The sequence below is a fragment of the Dactylosporangium darangshiense genome (assembly GCF_039537565.1).
Classification (GTDB): Bacteria; Actinomycetota; Actinomycetes; order Mycobacteriales; family Micromonosporaceae; genus Dactylosporangium; species Dactylosporangium darangshiense.
The window spans coordinates 1-15,372 of sequence record NZ_BAABAT010000013.1 but is presented as its reverse complement, the minus strand read 5'-3'; the positions used below and the strand labels follow the sequence as shown (position 1 = coordinate 15,372).

Annotated in this window: 16 protein-coding genes; 8 read left to right on the top strand and 8 right to left on the bottom strand. The window is 72.0% G+C overall.

What is annotated here, in order from left to right; translation table 11 throughout:
* The first annotated feature begins 84 nt into the window (after positions 1-84).
* Both ABD901_RS23965 and ABD901_RS23960 read left to right on the top strand, forming a co-directional pair.
* Positions 85-675, top strand: coding sequence for a TetR/AcrR family transcriptional regulator (locus tag ABD901_RS23965; RefSeq protein WP_345129376.1), 591 nt, complete (start codon positions 85-87; stop codon positions 673-675).
* Between the two features lie 119 nt (positions 676-794).
* Positions 795-1,580: an alpha/beta fold hydrolase gene (locus ABD901_RS23960; protein WP_345129375.1), complete on the top strand. Its 786-nt coding sequence runs from the start codon at positions 795-797 to the stop codon at positions 1,578-1,580.
* On the opposite strand, the gene ABD901_RS23955 is transcribed toward ABD901_RS23960, so the two are convergent.
* Positions 1,564-2,496 (bottom strand): ArsR/SmtB family transcription factor, encoded by a 933-nt coding sequence (locus ABD901_RS23955; protein ID WP_345129374.1) that lies wholly within the window; start codon positions 2,494-2,496, stop codon positions 1,564-1,566. The two genes, ABD901_RS23960 and ABD901_RS23955, sit on opposite strands and share 17 nt — an antisense overlap.
* Before the next feature lie 65 nt (positions 2,497-2,561).
* Between ABD901_RS23955 and ABD901_RS23950 the strand changes: the two genes are divergently transcribed.
* The 3 genes from ABD901_RS23950 (at position 2,562) to ABD901_RS23940 (ending at position 4,944) form a co-directional block, all read left to right on the top strand.
* Entirely contained in the window at positions 2,562-3,542 is a 981-nt protein-coding gene (locus tag ABD901_RS23950; RefSeq protein WP_345129373.1) for an aldo/keto reductase, read from the top strand.
* A gap of 374 nt (positions 3,543-3,916) precedes the next feature.
* Positions 3,917-4,615: a hypothetical protein gene (locus ABD901_RS23945; RefSeq protein WP_345129372.1), complete on the top strand. Its 699-nt coding sequence runs from the start codon at positions 3,917-3,919 to the stop codon at positions 4,613-4,615.
* Positions 4,612-4,944, top strand: coding sequence for a transcriptional regulator (locus tag ABD901_RS23940; RefSeq protein WP_345129371.1), 333 nt, complete (start codon positions 4,612-4,614; stop codon positions 4,942-4,944). The genes ABD901_RS23945 and ABD901_RS23940 overlap by 4 nt, the downstream gene beginning before the upstream one ends.
* A gap of 11 nt (positions 4,945-4,955) precedes the next feature.
* On the opposite strand, the gene ABD901_RS23935 is transcribed toward ABD901_RS23940, so the two are convergent.
* Genes ABD901_RS23935 through ABD901_RS23925 form a run of 3 tightly spaced genes read right to left on the bottom strand, consistent with a single transcriptional unit; the run spans position 4,956 to position 7,972 of the window.
* Positions 4,956-5,762 carry a serine hydrolase domain-containing protein gene (locus ABD901_RS23935; protein ID WP_345129370.1) on the bottom strand — a complete coding sequence of 269 codons (807 nt, stop codon included), beginning with the start codon at positions 5,760-5,762 and terminating at the stop codon, positions 4,956-4,958.
* A gap of 10 nt (positions 5,763-5,772) precedes the next feature.
* Positions 5,773-7,374: a chitinase gene (locus ABD901_RS23930; protein WP_345129369.1), complete on the bottom strand. Its 1,602-nt coding sequence runs from the start codon at positions 7,372-7,374 to the stop codon at positions 5,773-5,775.
* Between the two features lie 40 nt (positions 7,375-7,414).
* Positions 7,415-7,972 carry a TetR/AcrR family transcriptional regulator gene (locus ABD901_RS23925; RefSeq protein ID WP_345129368.1) on the bottom strand — a complete coding sequence of 186 codons (558 nt, stop codon included), beginning with the start codon at positions 7,970-7,972 and terminating at the stop codon, positions 7,415-7,417.
* An 82-nt stretch (positions 7,973-8,054) separates the two neighbouring features.
* On the opposite strand from ABD901_RS23925, the gene ABD901_RS23920 reads away from it, so the two are divergent.
* Complete coding sequence (locus ABD901_RS23920; protein WP_345129367.1) at positions 8,055-9,032, top strand: oxidoreductase; 978 nt, start codon at positions 8,055-8,057, stop codon at positions 9,030-9,032.
* Positions 9,033-9,144: 112 nt separating this feature from the next.
* The gene (locus tag ABD901_RS23915; RefSeq protein WP_345129366.1) at positions 9,145-9,834 is read left to right on the top strand and encodes an adenylate kinase family protein; all 690 of its coding nucleotides are present in this window, start codon (positions 9,145-9,147) and stop codon (positions 9,832-9,834) included.
* Between the two features lie 55 nt (positions 9,835-9,889).
* Here ABD901_RS23915 and ABD901_RS23910 read toward each other — a convergent pair whose 3' ends face one another.
* On the bottom strand, positions 9,890-12,067 hold the full coding sequence (locus ABD901_RS23910) for an MMPL family transporter (protein ID WP_345129365.1): 2,178 nt from the start codon (positions 12,065-12,067) through the stop codon (positions 9,890-9,892).
* A gap of 12 nt (positions 12,068-12,079) precedes the next feature.
* Positions 12,080-12,640 carry a TetR/AcrR family transcriptional regulator gene (locus ABD901_RS23905; RefSeq protein WP_345129364.1) on the bottom strand — a complete coding sequence of 187 codons (561 nt, stop codon included), beginning with the start codon at positions 12,638-12,640 and terminating at the stop codon, positions 12,080-12,082.
* A 276-nt stretch (positions 12,641-12,916) separates the two neighbouring features.
* Between ABD901_RS23905 and ABD901_RS23900 the strand changes: the two genes are divergently transcribed.
* Entirely contained in the window at positions 12,917-13,051 is a 135-nt protein-coding gene (locus ABD901_RS23900) for a carbonic anhydrase (RefSeq protein WP_345129363.1), read from the top strand.
* A gap of 7 nt (positions 13,052-13,058) precedes the next feature.
* On the opposite strand, the gene ABD901_RS23895 is transcribed toward ABD901_RS23900, so the two are convergent.
* Together ABD901_RS23895 and ABD901_RS23890 are read right to left on the bottom strand one after the other, a co-directional pair.
* Positions 13,059-14,483 carry a pyridoxal phosphate-dependent decarboxylase family protein gene (locus ABD901_RS23895; RefSeq protein ID WP_345129362.1) on the bottom strand — a complete coding sequence of 475 codons (1,425 nt, stop codon included), beginning with the start codon at positions 14,481-14,483 and terminating at the stop codon, positions 13,059-13,061.
* A 4-nt stretch (positions 14,484-14,487) separates the two neighbouring features.
* Positions 14,488-15,372: N-acetylglucosamine kinase (locus tag ABD901_RS23890; RefSeq protein WP_345129361.1), on the bottom strand; the 885-nt coding region annotated here is incomplete at its 5' end.

The following is a 15,372-nucleotide window of genomic DNA, read 5'->3' as shown; positions in this document are numbered from 1 at the left end:
ACGCGCGCCGCGTTGCACCGCGAGCTCAAGTTTTTGCGCGTTCCGAAACCTTGCGGGTCGCGCACGTTTTGCTACGCTGGAGTCATGGAACCGGGGCTTCGCGAGCGCAAGAAACAGGCGACACGCCACGCGCTCGCCCTGGCCGCGCTGCGCCTGACGGTCGAGCGCGGCCTGGACGGCGTGCTGGTCGAGGACATCGCGGCCGAGGTCGGCGTCTCGCCGCGGACGTTCAACAACTACTTCTCGAGCAAGGCCGAGGCGATCTGCGCCCTGGCCCTGGACCGCGCCCAGCGCGCCGGCGCCGCGCTGCGGGCCCGCCCCGCGGACGAGCCCCTGCGCGCGGCGATCGAGGCCACGGTCCTCGCCGAGTTCTCCGGCGGCGCGGTGCCCGACCACGTCCCGGACCGGGTCTGGTTCGCCGGACTGCGCCTGGTCCTGGCCACCCCGGCGATCGAGGGCGAGTACCTGCGGGTGCGCGCCGCGATGCAGGAGGCCCTGTCCGCGGCGATCCGCGACCGTCTCGGCCTGCCTGCGGAGTCCCTGCTCCCGGACGTGATCGGCGGCGCGGTGGCGGCGGCCTGCGATGTGGCATCGCATCGCTGGCTGTACGCGGACCCGCCGGTGCCGCTGCGCTCCCTGCTCGAGGAAGCGCTGCGCCACCTGGCCGACTACTGAGACACCTGGCTCTACAGACATCTGGCCCTAATCTAAAGTCGGAAATAAGCGAAATGTCGGATAAATCTGGCGCGCCAGCGCCGGATTTATCCGTCCAAATCACACTGGGGGCGATCTGCATGCATGTCGAAGTGTTCGGGAAAGGGTCAGGGCCCGCGCTGCTGCTCATTCCGGGCGGCGCCGGGGACGCGGGCACGTTCGGGCGGCTCGCGGCGGAGTTCGCCGGCGAGCGCACCGTCATCACGTACGACCGCAGAGGGTTCAGCCGCAGCCCGATCGACGAGGCCGACCTCCCGCGCCGGTACGACATCGACGTCGAGGACGCCGCGCGGCTCATCGACGAGCACGGGGGAGGGCGCGCCGACGTGCTCGGCAGCAGCTCCGGCGGGATCATCGCGCTCGGGCTCGTCGCGCGGCACCCCGGCAAGGCCGGCGCCGTGGTCGCGCACGAGCCGCCGCTGACCGCGATGGTGGGCGACGGTGAAACGATCCGGAAGGGGTTCGACGACGTCGTCGAGGTGCTGCGCCGCGACGGGGCCGAGGCCGCCATGCGGCACTTCGGGGAGGTCACCGGGCTCGGGCATCGCGAGCCGCCCCCGCTGGAGCTGCTGCCGGAGCCGGTGCGGGAGCTGCTGCGGCGGCTGGCCGGCAACGCCGGGTTCTTCGTCGAGCAGGAGCTGCGGCGGTACACCGCTGTCGAACCCGACCTCGAAGCCGTCCGCGGAAGGGTGGTGGTCGCGGCCGGCGATCGGTCCGGCGAGCAGTTCCCGGCCCGGGCCGCCCGCGGGCTCGCCGACCGCCTGGGCACGACGGCGGTCACGTTCCCGGGCGAGCACGTCGGCTACCTGGAGTACCCGGCAGAGTTCGCCGAGAAGCTGCGCGAGGTGTTCAGCCGAGCGAAGTGAGCCGCTCGCCGAGGTCGGTGCGGCGGTAGTCGAGGCGGCGGCCGTTGCGGGCGGCGACGATCAGCCCGGCGTCGCGCAGCGCGGTCAGGTGGTGCGACGCCGTCGCGGGCGCCACACCCAGCCGTGAAGCCACGTCGCCGGTGCTCGACGGGGTCGACAGCAGTGTCAGGACCGCGGCGCGGGTCGCGCCGAGCAGTGCCGCCAGGGGCTGCGACGGGGGCGGGGCGGCGGCGAACAGCGCCGCGACGGACCGGGGCGGGTACCACAGCGCCCGCCCCGGTCCGGACTCCAGAATCCAGGCGTGCCGGCCGCTGAACGCCGTCGGCAGGATCGTCAGCGGATGGCCGTCGAGGTGCCACGGCGGGTACTCGGCGTCCTTGAGGTAGTCCAGCCGCAGCGCGTCCGGGTCCCAGCGCAGCCGCGGGTGCAGGTCGTCGAGGAGGGCACGCGGGCCGGGGAACGCCGCGGTGGCCGTGCGGTGGGCGATCTCGGCGTCGGCGAGCGAGCGCAGCCGGGGCCAGAGGTCGGCGAGCGCAACCGTGAAGTACCGCCGGATCTGGCCGATGAGCGGGGGCAGCAGCGCCGCCGGGTCCACGCACGGCACGCCGGCGGCGTCGAGCTCGGCGGCGACGCGCTCCGGCGGGGTCGCGGCGATCGCGGCGAGCTCGTCGCGCAGGCTCGGGCGGGCTGTCTGCGGTACCGGCGAAAGGAAATCGGGGACGGCACCCGTCGGCGGGTCGAAGACGCGCCAGAAGACGTCGAGGCCGCCGACCCGGGCGGCGACGCGGGCGCGCCAGCGGGCGTGCTCCCACGAATTGGAGCGCAGCGCCATCGTGCTCGTGACGACCTCGGCCATCGGCGAGTGGGCGAAGCGCAGCCGCAGCAGGTCGTCCGGGGCCAGCTCCAAGCGCTTCACGATGACCATTCGAGCACGTTCGAACGGCTTCGGCCCAGTCGGCGGCGCGGCCTAGCGTGCGGCGCATGCAGTACACGAAACTCGGCCGCACGGGGCTCGCGGTGAGCCGGCTGTGCCTGGGCACGATGAACTTCGGCTGGCAGCTCGGCGAGGCCGACTCCCACGCGATCCTCGACCGGGCCGTCGCCGACGGCATCAACTTCGTCGACACCGCCGACATGTACGGCGCCCGCGACTACGAGGGGACCGCCGAGAGCTACATCGGCTCGTGGTTCGCGAAGACCGGGCGGCGCGACGAGATCGTGCTCGCCACGAAGGTGTACCAGCCGATGGGGGACGGGCCGAACGACCGCGGACTGTCGGCACGGCGCATCGTGGCGGCCTGCGAGGCCTCGCTGCGCCGGCTGGGCACCGACCGCATCGACCTCTACCAGATGCACCACGTCGACCGCGGCACGCCCTGGGACGAGATCTGGCAGGCGATGGACCTTCTGGTCGCGCAGGGCAAGGTGGTGTACGTCGGGAGCTCCAACTTCGCCGGCTGGCACCTGGTGGCCGCGCAGGCCGCCGCCGAGCGCCGCCGCTCGCTCGGGCTGGTCAGCGAGCAGCTCAAGTACAGCCTGCTCACGCGCGAGGTCGAGCTCGAGGTGGCGCCGGCCGCGCAGGCCCTCGGCGTCGGGCTGCTGCCGTGGTCGCCGCTCGCGCAGGGGCTGCTCTCCGGCGCGCTGCGCAAGCACCGCGAGGGCGCGGCCGGGCGGACCACGTCGCACGCCGCCGCACGGGTGCTCGAGCACCGGGAGGTTCTCGAGGGGTACGAAGGGTTCTGCGACGAGCTCGGCCGGCACCCGGCGGCCGTCGCCCTCGCCTGGCTGCTCGCCCGGCCCGGCGTCACCGCCCCGATCGTCGGCCCGCGCACGCCGGACCAGCTCGACCTGGCGCTCGAGGCCCTCGAAACGACGCTCGGCGATGACACCGAGGCCCGGCTGAACGAGCTCTTCCCGCCGGTCGGCCGCGGCGGACCCGGCCCGGAGGCGTGGGCCTGGTGAGGTTGTCGAGCCGTCGCCGGACGCCGCCGCGGGCTTTTGCGACAAGTCGGGCGCTGGCGCGCCACGACTTGTCGGATTTTTCGCCTGCCGGGCGATAAATCCGCCCAAAAGCTCGCTCGGCGCCGGTCGTCGTCACGCCCGCCGCGGCCGCCGGTTCGGTTCCGCAGCGCACCCACGGGGAGCGGCGGTGCCCGCGGGGAGCGGCGACGCCCGCGGGGTGCGTTCCGGGCCGCCGGCGGCGTTCTATTTCCACGATCATGCGTTTTCGACCCTGTTCCGGGCCGAGTTTGCATGATCGTGGAAAGAAATGCTGGCGAGCGCTTCGGGCCGGCCGAGCAGTAGCACTAATCGGTTTGTTGTGGAAACCTGTCTGTATGACTTCCGATGCGGTTCCTGCCGGTGGCGACCCGCGCCGGCTGCTGGCCGACGCGCGCGACCTCGCGCGCCGGGTCCGTCTCGCCCAGCAGGTGACGTGGCTGCCGCTGCTGGTGCTGGCCGTGGTCACCTTCGGGGCGATCCTTGTGTACCGCTTCGCCCACCCGATCCTCAGCGACTGCCGTGCGGTGCAGGACGGCCGGCTCTGCAAGGGCTGGTTCCGGGCCGCCGCGTTCTACTGGTGGTCCGCGTCGGTGCTGGCCTACGTCGCGATCGCCGTCGGCTACCTGCGGGTGGCCCGGGCCAGGGGGCTCGGCGCCCGAGTCTTGCCGTACGTGCTCACCGGCGTCGGGCTCGTCGTGCTCTCCGCCGCCGCCACGGCGACCTGGCGCCTGCTCGACTACCCGTACGGCCCCGCAGGCCCGCCGGCGTTCGTCCAGTTGCTGTTCCGGCTGGTCGACCCGACCGGCGCGATCGGCCTGGCCCTGCTGGTCCTCGCGTGGCTGGAGCGACGCGTCGCGCTGCTGCTGTTCGCCGTCGGGTACCTTGCTGTGGTGCTGGTGCCGATCAACTTCGGGTGGGGAGCGCACTGGGGCATGCAGTGGCACTTCGCGCCGCAGCTGGTCATCAACGGCGGCGTGCTCCTGCTGGGCAGTGCCGGCTTCGCCCTGGCGCAACGGCTGCGGCGGCCGCAATGACCAGCCCGGTCGAGACCCCGCACCCGGTCACCGGGCTCGACGACGTGGTGCATCAGCGGGTCCGGCTCGGCATCCTCACCATCGCGCACGAGGCCCGGCGGGTGGAGTTCGGCTTCCTGCGCACCCAGCTCGAGCTGACCGCCGGCAACCTCTCCCAGCACCTGAGCGTGCTGGAGGCGGCCGGGCTGGTCGAGGTCGAGAAGGGCTACGCCGGCAAGCGCGGCCGGACCTGGATCACCCTCACCGCGGCGGGCGACGCCGCCCTCGCCGAGGAGATCGCCCGGCTCAAGCAGCTGATCGCCCGCGTGGAGACAACCGGCGGCGAGTAGCTACCGGGTGACTACTGGGCGTGCTCGGCGAGGACGGCGTCGGACAGGGCCGGCCAGACCTCCGCCGCCCAGTCGCCGAAGTTGCGGTCGGTCAGGCACGCGCAGGCCAGGCCGGCGTCGGGGTCGACCCACAGGAAGGTGCCGGTCTTGCCGAAGTGGCCGAAGGTGCGCGGGCTGTTGTGCGCTCCCGTCCAGTGCGGGGACTTGCCGTCGCGCAGCTCGAAGCCGAGGCCCCAGTCGTTCGGGTCCTGACGGCCGAAGCCGGGCAGGACGCCGGAGAGGCCCGCGTACTGCACCGTCGTCGCGTCCGGCATCAGGTCGGGCACGAGCGACGGGTCGAGCAGCTCCTGGCCCAGCAGCGCGAGGTCGGACACGGGGCCGATCGCGCCGGCGGCGGGGGAGCCGGCCAGGCGGGTGCCGCCCATGCCGAGCGGGCGCAGCACCGACTCGGTCATCAGCTCGGCGAACGTGCCGCCGGTGCGGGTCAGCACGAAGTCGGCGAGCAGCTCGAAGCCGCGGTTGGAGTAGATGCGCTTGCGGCCCGGCGCGGAGAGGATCGACGGCTCGTCGAAGGCGACGCCGGAGGTGTGCGCGAGCAGGTGGCGCACCGTGGCGCCCTCGGGACCGGCCGGCTCGTCCAGCAGTACGTCTCCCCGCTCCACCGCCACGAGGACCGTCAGGGCCGTGAGCAGCTTCGTGACCGACGCCCACGGCAGGGCGGTGTCCGGGCCGTGGCGGTCGCGGACACCCTTGGCGTCCACGACCGCCACCGCTGCGGTCTGTACGGGCCAGCTGCTCACCAGGTCGAGTGCGCTCACCCGTTGAAAACTACGGCAACGCGTTGAGGAACGGCTCCTGGGAGTTCATGAACTCCCAGTTGTAGTACCGGTCCCAGTTGATCGACCAGGTCATGAGGCCGCGGAACGCCGGTGAGGTACCACCGCGCAGTGTGTATGAACCGCAGCCGCTGCCCTTGACGAGGCAGTTGACCGCGCTCTGCACCACGGCCGGAGCCACGTAGCCGTTGCCGGCGCTCACCGCGGCCGGCACGCCGATGCCGATCTGATCCGGGCGCAGGCCGGGGAAGGTCTGGCCGGTGTTGGCGACCGGGAACCCGGCCTTGAGCATGTCGGTCATGGCGATGTGGAAGTCCGCGCCGCCCATGGTGTGGTACTGGTTGTCCAGGCCCCAGATCGGGCCCGAGTTGTAGTCCTGCACGTGCAGGATGGTGAGGAAGTCGCGCACCGCGTGGATGACCGGCAGGTAGGAGCCGGCGCGGTTGTCGCCGTTGCTGGTGCCGCCGTAGAACTGGTAGCCCAGCTGCACGAAGAACGTCTCGGGCGCCATGGTGAGCACGAACTTGGTGCCGTACTTGGCCTTGAGGGACTTCAGGGCCGAGATGAGGTTCACCACCACCGGCGTGGTCGGGTTGCGGAAGTCGCTGTCGCCGGCGTTGAGGTACAGCGAGTGCCCCTCGAAGTCGATGTCGAGCCCGTCCAGGCCCCACCGGTCGATGATCGCGCTCACCGAGGAGACGAACGCGTCGCGGGCGGCGGTCGTGGTCAGCTGGACCTGGCCGTTCTGCCCGCCGATGGAGATGAGCACCTTCTTGCCCTGCGCCTGCTTGGCCTTGATGGCGGCGAGGAAGTCCGCGTCGCTCTCCACGTTCGGGCACTCCGCGGCGGAGCAGCGGTTGAAGCGGATGTCGCCGGAGGTGACGCTGGTCGGCTCGCCGAACGCGAGGTCGATGACGTCCCAGGCGGCCGGGATGTCGGCCATGCGGATGTAGCCGGAACCGTTGGCGAAGCTGGCGTGCATGTACCCGATGAGGGCGTGCTTCGGCAGGCCGGTCACCGGGGGTTGCGAGGTGGAGGAGGACGGCGACGCGGAGGGTGATGCGGAAGGCGACTTGGACGGGGACGTGTTGGGAGTAGTGGGAGGGGTTGACGTCGGCGGCGTGTCCGGGCCGTCGAGCGAGATGTCGTCGGCGTTGTAGGCGCCGGTGCCGTACCAGCCGTGCAGGAACACCTGGACCGACGTCTGCCCGGCGCCGGTGGTGAACGGCACCGTCAGCTTGGTGTAGGCGGAGGCGGCGGGCGTCCAGGTGGAGGCGCCGCCGGTGACCCCGATGTAGACGTAGTTGCCGCGGACCCAGCCCGACAGGGTGTACGCCGTGTTCGGCTGGACGGTGACGGTCTGCGTGCACTGCGCGTTGTCGGAGGCGGTCGCGTTGCCGTTGAGGGCATAGCTGCCGGAGTGCACGGGCGAGGTGACCGCGCCGGACCCGGAGCCGGTGCACGACCAGCCGGAGAGGTTCCCGCTCTCGAAGCCGGGGTTGGACAGCAGGTTGGCCGCATAGGCGTTGGTGGCCACGAACAGGCCCGTGACCAGCAAGGCGGCGGCGCCGAGGACGATCGCGACGCGCTTCATGGGCGACTCCCATCGATGGTGGTCGCCATTATTAGGTTTGTTAACTGTTGTTGTCCAGAGCTCTTAACCCTGCGGTAATGATCTCGACGATCCGCCGGCGGCCCGCCTCGTCGGTCCCGGCCGCCTCGCGGGCCACGCACGCGACGATGAGCGCCTTGACGTCGGCCGGCGTCACGTCGGGCCGCACCGCGCCCGCTGCCTGGGCGTCGGCGAGCAGTGCCGCCTCCATGCCTTCGAGGTCGTGCCCGCCGCGCGCGGCCGCCGCGCCCACGTCGAACCCCGCCCCGGCGAGGGCCTCGGCCAGCCCGCGGTGCGCCGCGGCGACGTCGGCCAGGTACGCCAGGTAGCCGAAGAACGCCGACGCCGGCTCGGCCGTCGCCCGCAGCTGCCCGGCCCGCGCGACGAGATCCTCGACGCGCTCCAGGACGATCGCCTCGTACAGCGCCTCCTTCGTCGGGAAGTGCCGGCTCACCGTCCCGGTGCCCACGCCCGCCCGCCGCGCGATCTCGGCGACCGGCACCGAGAGCCCCTCCGTGGCGAACGCGGCCGTCGCCGCGTCGAGGACCTTGCGCCGGTTGCGCACGCCGTCGGCCCGCACCGCCCACCTTCCTTGTTAAGCGGGATGACCGTCCCGTATATTTCGAACCGGGACGTCCATCCCGATTCTAGGGGGTACGGGCATGTGGACCATCGACGACATCGGCGACCAGACCGGCCGGGTCGCCCTCATCACCGGCGCCAACACCGGCATCGGCTATCGGACCGCCCTCGCGCTCGCCCGCCGCGGCGCGCGCGTGGTGCTCGCCTGCCGCGACGAGGGGCGCGGACGGGCCGCCGCCGCGCGCATCGGCGCCGGGGCGGAGGTCAGGCGCCTCGACCTGACCTCGCTCGCCTCGATCCGCGCGTTCGAGCTCGGCCACGACCGGCTCGACCTGCTGGTCAACAACGCCGGGGTGATGATCCCGCCGTACGGGCTGACAGGCGACGGCTTCGAGACCCAGATCGGCGTCAACCACCTCGGCCACTTCGCGCTGACCGGGCTTCTGCTGGACCGGCTGCTCGCGACGCCCGGCTCGCGGGTCGTCACCGTGAGCAGCAACGCGCACAAGCGTGGCGTCATCGACCTCGACGACCTGCATTTCGCGCGCCGCCGGTACGTCCCGATGACCGGCTACGCGCAGTCGAAGCTCGCCAACCTGCTGTTCACGCACGCACTGCAGCGCCGCCTCGAGGCAGCCGGCGCCGGCACCCTGTCCGTCGCCGCACACCCGGGCGCGGCCCGCACCGAGCTGATGCGGCACAGCCCGGCGCACTTCAGGCTCGTGGTCAGCCGGCGCACCAGGTGGCTGTTCTCCTGGCTGATCCAGGACGAGGAGCCCGCCGCCTACCCCACGCTGCGGGCCGCGACGGACCCGGGCGCGACGGGCGCGGCCTACTACGGCCCCGACGGCTGGGGCGAGTTCACGGGCCGCCATCCGGTCCTCGTCGGTACCGCACCCGCCGTAGCCGACACCGCACTGCAGGACCGCCTGTGGGCGCACTCGCAACGCCTCACCGGCGTGTCCTACGCACTCGTAGCGAGTGAGTCACGGTTTGCCGAGCACTTGGCCGTACCCGCGGCGCCGACGGATGAGCAGTGCCTAGGCAGGAATGCGTAGTCCGGAATCGCTGTTCGGGACCGGCATCTGCGCCGATGGCGGGCCGTTGCGCCGTTCGTAGCGTTGGGGCCGTCATCGATCACAGATCCTGCGAAGGGAACGAACACCGACCATGCGAATCCTGATGATCGCTCCACCGGGCGCCGGCAAAGGGACACAGGGCGCACTGATCGCCAGTCACTTCGGCATCCCGCACATCGCCTCCGGCGACATCCTGCGGGACCACATCGCGCGCCGCACCGACATCGGAAGGGCCGCCGAAGGCTATCTGAACCGCGGGGAGCTCGTGCCCGACGAGATCATGCACGAGACCATCCGGCAGGCCTTCATCGATTCCATGGCCTATGGAAGTTACGTGCTGGACGGCATGCCCCGCACCATCGAGCAGGCGCGCGAAATCCACAAACTCGGCCTGGACCTCGGGATGGAGGCCGACATCGCGCTGCACCTGCAGGCCGATGACGCCGAGGTCACCCGGCGCATGCTTGCCCGGGCCTCAGTCGACGGTCGCTCCGACGACACCGCACCGGTCATCGAGGAACGGCTGCGGCGCTACCACGAGGTCACGGAACCGGTCACGGCCTGGTACAGACTGCGCGGCATCCTCGTCTCGGTCGATGCGATGCGGCCCATCGATGTCGTCGCCCGGGAAATCCTCGTCACCCTCGAGGTGATGCGACCGATGATCGACTACATCCCGGCACGGATGCGCCGCCCGATCGACCTCACCACCCTGGACCGTACGCGCGACGAACTCGCACCGACCGCTCCGGTCGCCGGGATCACCCAACCCGCGGCATGAGCCGCAGTGCAGGCGACGGGCGATCATGGGGTACCACATGATCGCCCGTCATCGCTCAGACGCGCGCCGGCTCGGGCTCCGGTTCGGTGGCCAGCTGCCGGCGCAGCTGCTCGCCCTCGATGTCGACGTTGGGCAGGAGGCGGTTCAGCCAGCGCGGCAGCCACCACGCGGCCCGGCCCAGCAGCGACACGACGGCCGGCACGATCGTCATCCGCACGATGAACGCGTCGATCGCCACGCCGATCGCCAGGGCGAAGCCCATCGACTTGATGACCGGGTCCTCGACGAGCACGAAGCCCGCGAACACCGACGCCATGATGAACGCGGCCGCGGTGACCACCCGCGCGCCGTGCCCCATGCCGTTGATGGTGGCCTGCCGCGGGGTGTCGCCGTGCACGAAGTCCTCGCGCATCCGCGACACCAGGAACACCTCGTAGTCCATCGCAAGGCCGAACAGGATGCCGATGAGCAGGATCGGCAGGAAGCTGACGAGGGGACCGGGCCGGTCGAGCCCGACCAGCGAGCCGAGGTGCCCGTCCTGGAACACCAGCACCGTGATGCCGAACGTGGCACCGACGGTCAGCAGGAACCCGGCCGCGGCCTTGAGCGGCACGAGGATCGAGCGGAACACCAGCATCAGCAGCAGCACGGACAGCCCGACGACGAGCAGCAGGTACTCGGGCATCGCGGCGGACAGCTTCTCCGACACGTCGATGCCGAGGGCCGTCTGCCCGGTGACCGCGAAGTCGGCCCCGCCGATGGTCTTGAGCTTGGCCCGCACCGTGTGTACCAGGTCCTCGGTCGCCGCGTCGGTCGGCCCGGTCTTCGGGATCAGCGGCACCAGCGCGGTCTTGCCGTCGCGGCTGAAGTTCGGCTGGGCGGCGGCGAGCAGGTTCTCGGTGCCGGTCAGCTGCTGGATCGCCTCGCCGGCCTTCGCCTTCGTCACGTCCGGCGAGTCGCCGGACACCACGAGCAGGAGCCGGCCGTTGAAGCCGGGCCCGAAGTTCTGGTCGATGAGGTCGGCGGCCTTGCGGGCCGGGCTGTCGGCCGGGCCGGCGCTCGCACCGGACAACGCGATGCGCATGTGCGAGGCCGGGATGGCGAGGGCCGCGAGGCCGAGCACGCCGACGAGGATCACCGGCACCCGCAGCCGGATCATCCAGCGGGCCCAGCGGAAGCCGAACGTCTCGGTGTGGTGCGCGGCGCCGTTGTCGGCCGTGCGGCGCTGGGCCCGGGACAGGATCCGCCGCCCGGAGAAGGCGAGCAGCGCCGGCTGCAGCGTGATCGCCACCAGCACCGCCACGGCCACGGTGCCGGCCGCGGCCAGGCCCATCACCGTCAGGAACGGGATGTTCACCACGGCCAGGCCGGAAAGGGCGATGACAACGGTGAGCCCGGCGAAGACGACCGCCGACCCGGCGGTGCCGACGGCCCGCCCCGCCGCCTCGTCCGGCTCGAGCCCTTCGACGAGGTTCTGCCGGTGCCGCGAGGAGATGAACAGCGAGTAGTCGATGCCGACCGCGAGCCCGAGCATCAGCGCGAGCACCGGCGCGGTGCTGGTCAGCTGGACGACCCCGGACAGCGCGTACAGGCCCGCCATGCCGGCCCCGACGCCGAGCAGCGCGTTGAGCATCGTCATGCCGGCCGCGACCAGCGAGCCGAACGTCACCAGCAGGACGACCAGCGCGACGACGACGCCGATGCCCTCCTTGCCGCCGACCTCGGGCTCGTGGTTCATCACCTCGCCGCCGTGCTCGACGCGCAGCCCGGCTTTCTCGGCCGCCGCTCCCACCGCCTCGTACGCGGCCCGCTGGTCCTTCGTGACCTTGTCGGCCCGGTCGGCGAACTGCACGGTGACGAGCGCGTACTGCCCGTTGGGCGACAGCGCCCTGGTCGTGAACGGATCGAGCGCCCCGACGACACCGGGCAGCTTGCTGGCCTCCTGGACGATGCCCATCACCGCGGCCTTGTTCGCCTCGTCGGCGACGGTGCCCCCTTGCGGTGCGCCGATCACGATCGTGCCGGTGGCCCCGCTGGCCTCCGGGAACTGCCGCTTCAGCGCGTCGATCGCGCGCTGCGACTCGGTGCCGGGCATCGTGAAGTCGCTCGAGGTCGGCCCCTTGAACGCGGCGGCCGCGCCGCCGAGCGCGCCGAGCACCACGATCCACAGGACCAGCACCAGCCAGCGATGCCGGAACGAGGCCCGGCCGAGCCGGTAGAGCACAGTAGCCATGACGTTCGCGTCCTAACGGGTTTCGGGTGAGGGAACCAGTGCCCGCGTCGCCGCCTCGATCAGCGCGGCACGCAGTGCTTCGTCGGTGTAGCCGTGCATGTCCTGGTCGATACCGAACGCGATCGCCGGGATGCCGGCGAGCACGAGCTTGGCCGCGATGACCGCGGTGGGGGAGCCGGACGCCCCGGCGAGGATCTCGCAGACGGTCTGGGTCATCGCGTGTACGCGTTGAAAGGCCGGCTGTTGCAGCAGCCCTGGCAGGTCGCCGTAGATGACCTGGATCTCCTGGCGGTAGCGCATGCAGAGGTCGACGAACCCTGCGATCGCCTCGATCCGCGCGGCTCTCTCGTCCTGCGTCCGCAGCCGCTCGTGCAGCTGCTCCAGCTCGGCGATGGCGGGAGCGCACAGCGAGGTGAGGATCGCCTCTTTGCTATCGAAGTGGTACAGCAGCGCCGCCTTCGAGCACCCCACGTCCACAGCAATGTCGTGCAGCGAGGTCCCCTTGTACCCTGCGGCCGCGAACAGCCGCGCCGCCGCAGCGAGGATCTCGTCGCGGGTACTACTGCGAGCCACGCCGCACCTCCGTCCGCGCCCTGTCCGATCGGTCAGGTCCCCGGAACAGCATGCCTGGCCGATCGGTCAGTTGCTGACCGATCGGCCAGTTTTGAGAGCTGTGTCACTAGCTCGCTGCGCTCGCCCGGGGGAGCTCCGCTCCACCCGAACCCCCTCAAGGCCTGCAGCGACTCGCCCAGCCCACAAGGAGGTGCTCGGTGCTCACGATCAACTCGACGCGCGGATTCAGTAAGTAGGCCACTATTCCCATCTGAGTAGTGGGCTTATTGTGCAGGCATGACCGTCACCGACGTGCGCCAGTCGGTTCGCCGCATCCTCGACGACCCGTTCATCCCGCGCAAGGACTCCGTCCGCGGCTTCGTCTACGACGTCACAACCGGCAAGCTGGCCGAGGTGCCGTTGGCGGCCTGACCGCTCGTCACTGCGGGAGGGTACTCAACGCGCGGACCGCCGCTACGACAGCGTCGGCGTCGGCCGGCGTCGAACGCGGGTTGACGACGCAGGCCCGCAGCGCGAACACGCCGTCCACAGTGGTCCCGGACAGGAACGCCTCGCCGCCGAGCTGCAGGGCGCTCAACACGCGCCGGTTCAGCGCGTCGAGATCCTCGACGCCGGCCGGGCGCGCGCGAAAACATACGACGCTGAGGCCGCGGCCGAGCAGTTCCAGGTCGTCCGCGGCCTCGACCTGCGCGGCCAGGCGATCGGCGACGGCGAGGTCGTGCTCGATCAGCGACCGGTACCCGTCCACCCCGAGGTGCTTGAGCAGCATCCACACCTTGAGGGCCCGGAACGGCCGGGTCTGCTCGAACCCGTACTCGCTGAACCACACGGGCCCGTCCCCGTCGGTGCGCAGATAGTCCGGCACCAGGCTGAACGCATCGCGGGCAACGGCGGGATCGCGCAGCAGGACGAGGCCCGCGTCGACGGGCACGTACAGCCACTTGTGCGGATCGAGCGCGATGCTGTCGGCGCGGCGCAGTCCCTCCCGGGTCTGCGCGTACCGGTCCAGCAGCAACACCGCCGGGCCCCCGTAGGCGGCGTCGACGTGCAGCCAGACCCCGTGCCGGCCGCACACGTCGGCGATCGCCGGGAGGTCGTCGATCGCCCCGGTGTTCACCGTCCCCGCGCTGGCCAGCACCGCCACGGGAACGCAACCGTCCCGCACGTCGGCCGCGATGAGCTCGTCGAGTGTGTCGGCCCGCAGCCGGCCCTGCGGATCGGACTCGACGATCCGGATGTTTGCGGATCCGATCCCGAGCAGCTCCGCCGCCTTGCGGGCGGACCCGTGCCCCTCCGCTCCCTGATAGAGCACGAACCGCCGGCCCTGCACCCCGTCGCGCCGCACGTCGATGCCGGCCCGCGCCGCCGCCCGATGCCGCGCCGCGGCGAAGCCGGTGAGGGTGGCCGTCGACCCGCCGGAGACGAGCAGGCCGCCGGCGTCCGAGGGCAGGCCCGCCAGCGCGGTGAACCACCGCACCACCTGCCGTTCGACGTGGACCGCGGCGTGGTTGCCCCCGGCCACGCTGGGGTTCATCGTCGCCGCGAGCAGCTCGGCGAGCACTCCGAGCGGGTGCGGCGGCGGGTTGACCCACGCGTAGAACCGCGGATGCCCGTTGCCGAACGGCCACGGCTCGACCAGGGCGGCGAAGTCGTCCAGCACGGCGTCGACGCCGGCGCCGGACATGGGCAGCCCCTCGCTCTCGAACAGCCGGACGACGTCGTCCGGCATCGGCGAGAACGCGGGCCGGTCGGGCAGCGACGCGAGGTGCCGCGCGGCCATCTCGACGACCTGATGGCCGACGGCACGGAACTCGTCGGCGCCCCACTCAAACGACGCGGTCATTCGATCACGGTAGTGGAAGGGCGCTCCGGACCGCGGTTTCGACCGCTGGAGGGCAGGCGCCGTCGTGGAGGGCGTCCAGCGCCAGGAGGGCGGCGCCCGCGACCGGCGGGGTCGACAGGACGGTGAGCGATGCGGCGGGGGACATCCGGGCCAGGCGCGCGACCACGTCATCGTGCAGCTGAGGGTGGCGGGCCGTGAGCACGCCGCCGCCGAGGACCACGGTGTAGGGGCGGTCCAGCAGGCCGAGGCGGGTCGCGGCGACCCGGACGAGCGCCTCGATCTCGTCGGCCATGCGGCGCACGACGCGGCTCGCGACCTCGTCGCCGGCGGCGGCGACCACGAACAGCACCTCGCACAGCTCGTCGAGGCGAGCGGCCGGCAGCTCGCCGAGGTGAAAGGCGATGCTCACCGCCTCGACCGTCGGCCGGTCGAAGTGGCGGCGCACCGCGTCGGTCAGGGCGGTGGACGGGCCGCGGCCGTCCTCCGCCCGGCAGGCGTGGTAGAGGGCCAGCGCCGCGAGGTGGTGGCCGCCGCCCCAGTCGCCGGACAGCTGGCCCAGGGCGGGGAAGCGCGACGTCGCCCCGTCGGCGCGGCGGCCGACCGCGTTGATGCCGGCGCCGCAGACCACGCCGACGGCGTCCGGGTCCGGGGTGCCGGCGCGCAGCAGGGCGAAGAGGTCGTTGTCGACGGTCGACTCGACGGCGAGGCCGAGGGCGGCGACGGCGTTGCTGAGGGCCTCGACCTCGACGGGCAGGTCGGCGCCGGCGACGTAGACGGACAGCTGGTCGAGGCCGATCGAGGAGGGCAGGGCGGCCGCGGCCCGGGCCTCGCCGACGAGGTCGGCGATGCGCGCGACCGCGGCCGGCAGGCCCAGCACGTGCGGCGACGT

Bases quoted from the DNA above. Each gene is read 5' to 3' on its own strand.
- ABD901_RS23960 (WP_345129375.1), top strand. From the start codon at position 795: ATGCATGTCGAAGTGTTCGGGAAAGGGTCAGGGCCCGCGCTGCTGCTC.
- ABD901_RS23915 (WP_345129366.1), top strand. From the start codon at position 9,145: ATGCGAATCCTGATGATCGCTCCACCGGGCGCCGGCAAAGGGACACAG.
- ABD901_RS23940 (WP_345129371.1), top strand. From the start codon at position 4,612: ATGACCAGCCCGGTCGAGACCCCGCACCCGGTCACCGGGCTCGACGAC.
- ABD901_RS23895 (WP_345129362.1), bottom strand. From the start codon at position 14,483: ATGACCGCGTCGTTTGAGTGGGGCGCCGACGAGTTCCGTGCCGTCGGC.
- ABD901_RS23965 (WP_345129376.1), top strand. From the start codon at position 85: ATGGAACCGGGGCTTCGCGAGCGCAAGAAACAGGCGACACGCCACGCG.
- ABD901_RS23910 (WP_345129365.1), bottom strand. From the start codon at position 12,067: ATGGCTACTGTGCTCTACCGGCTCGGCCGGGCCTCGTTCCGGCATCGC.
- ABD901_RS23950 (WP_345129373.1), top strand. From the start codon at position 2,562: ATGCAGTACACGAAACTCGGCCGCACGGGGCTCGCGGTGAGCCGGCTG.
- ABD901_RS23920 (WP_345129367.1), top strand. From the start codon at position 8,055: ATGTGGACCATCGACGACATCGGCGACCAGACCGGCCGGGTCGCCCTC.
- ABD901_RS23930 (WP_345129369.1), bottom strand. From the start codon at position 7,374: ATGAAGCGCGTCGCGATCGTCCTCGGCGCCGCCGCCTTGCTGGTCACG.
- ABD901_RS23900 (WP_345129363.1), top strand. From the start codon at position 12,917: ATGACCGTCACCGACGTGCGCCAGTCGGTTCGCCGCATCCTCGACGAC.
- ABD901_RS23945 (WP_345129372.1), top strand. From the start codon at position 3,917: ATGACTTCCGATGCGGTTCCTGCCGGTGGCGACCCGCGCCGGCTGCTG.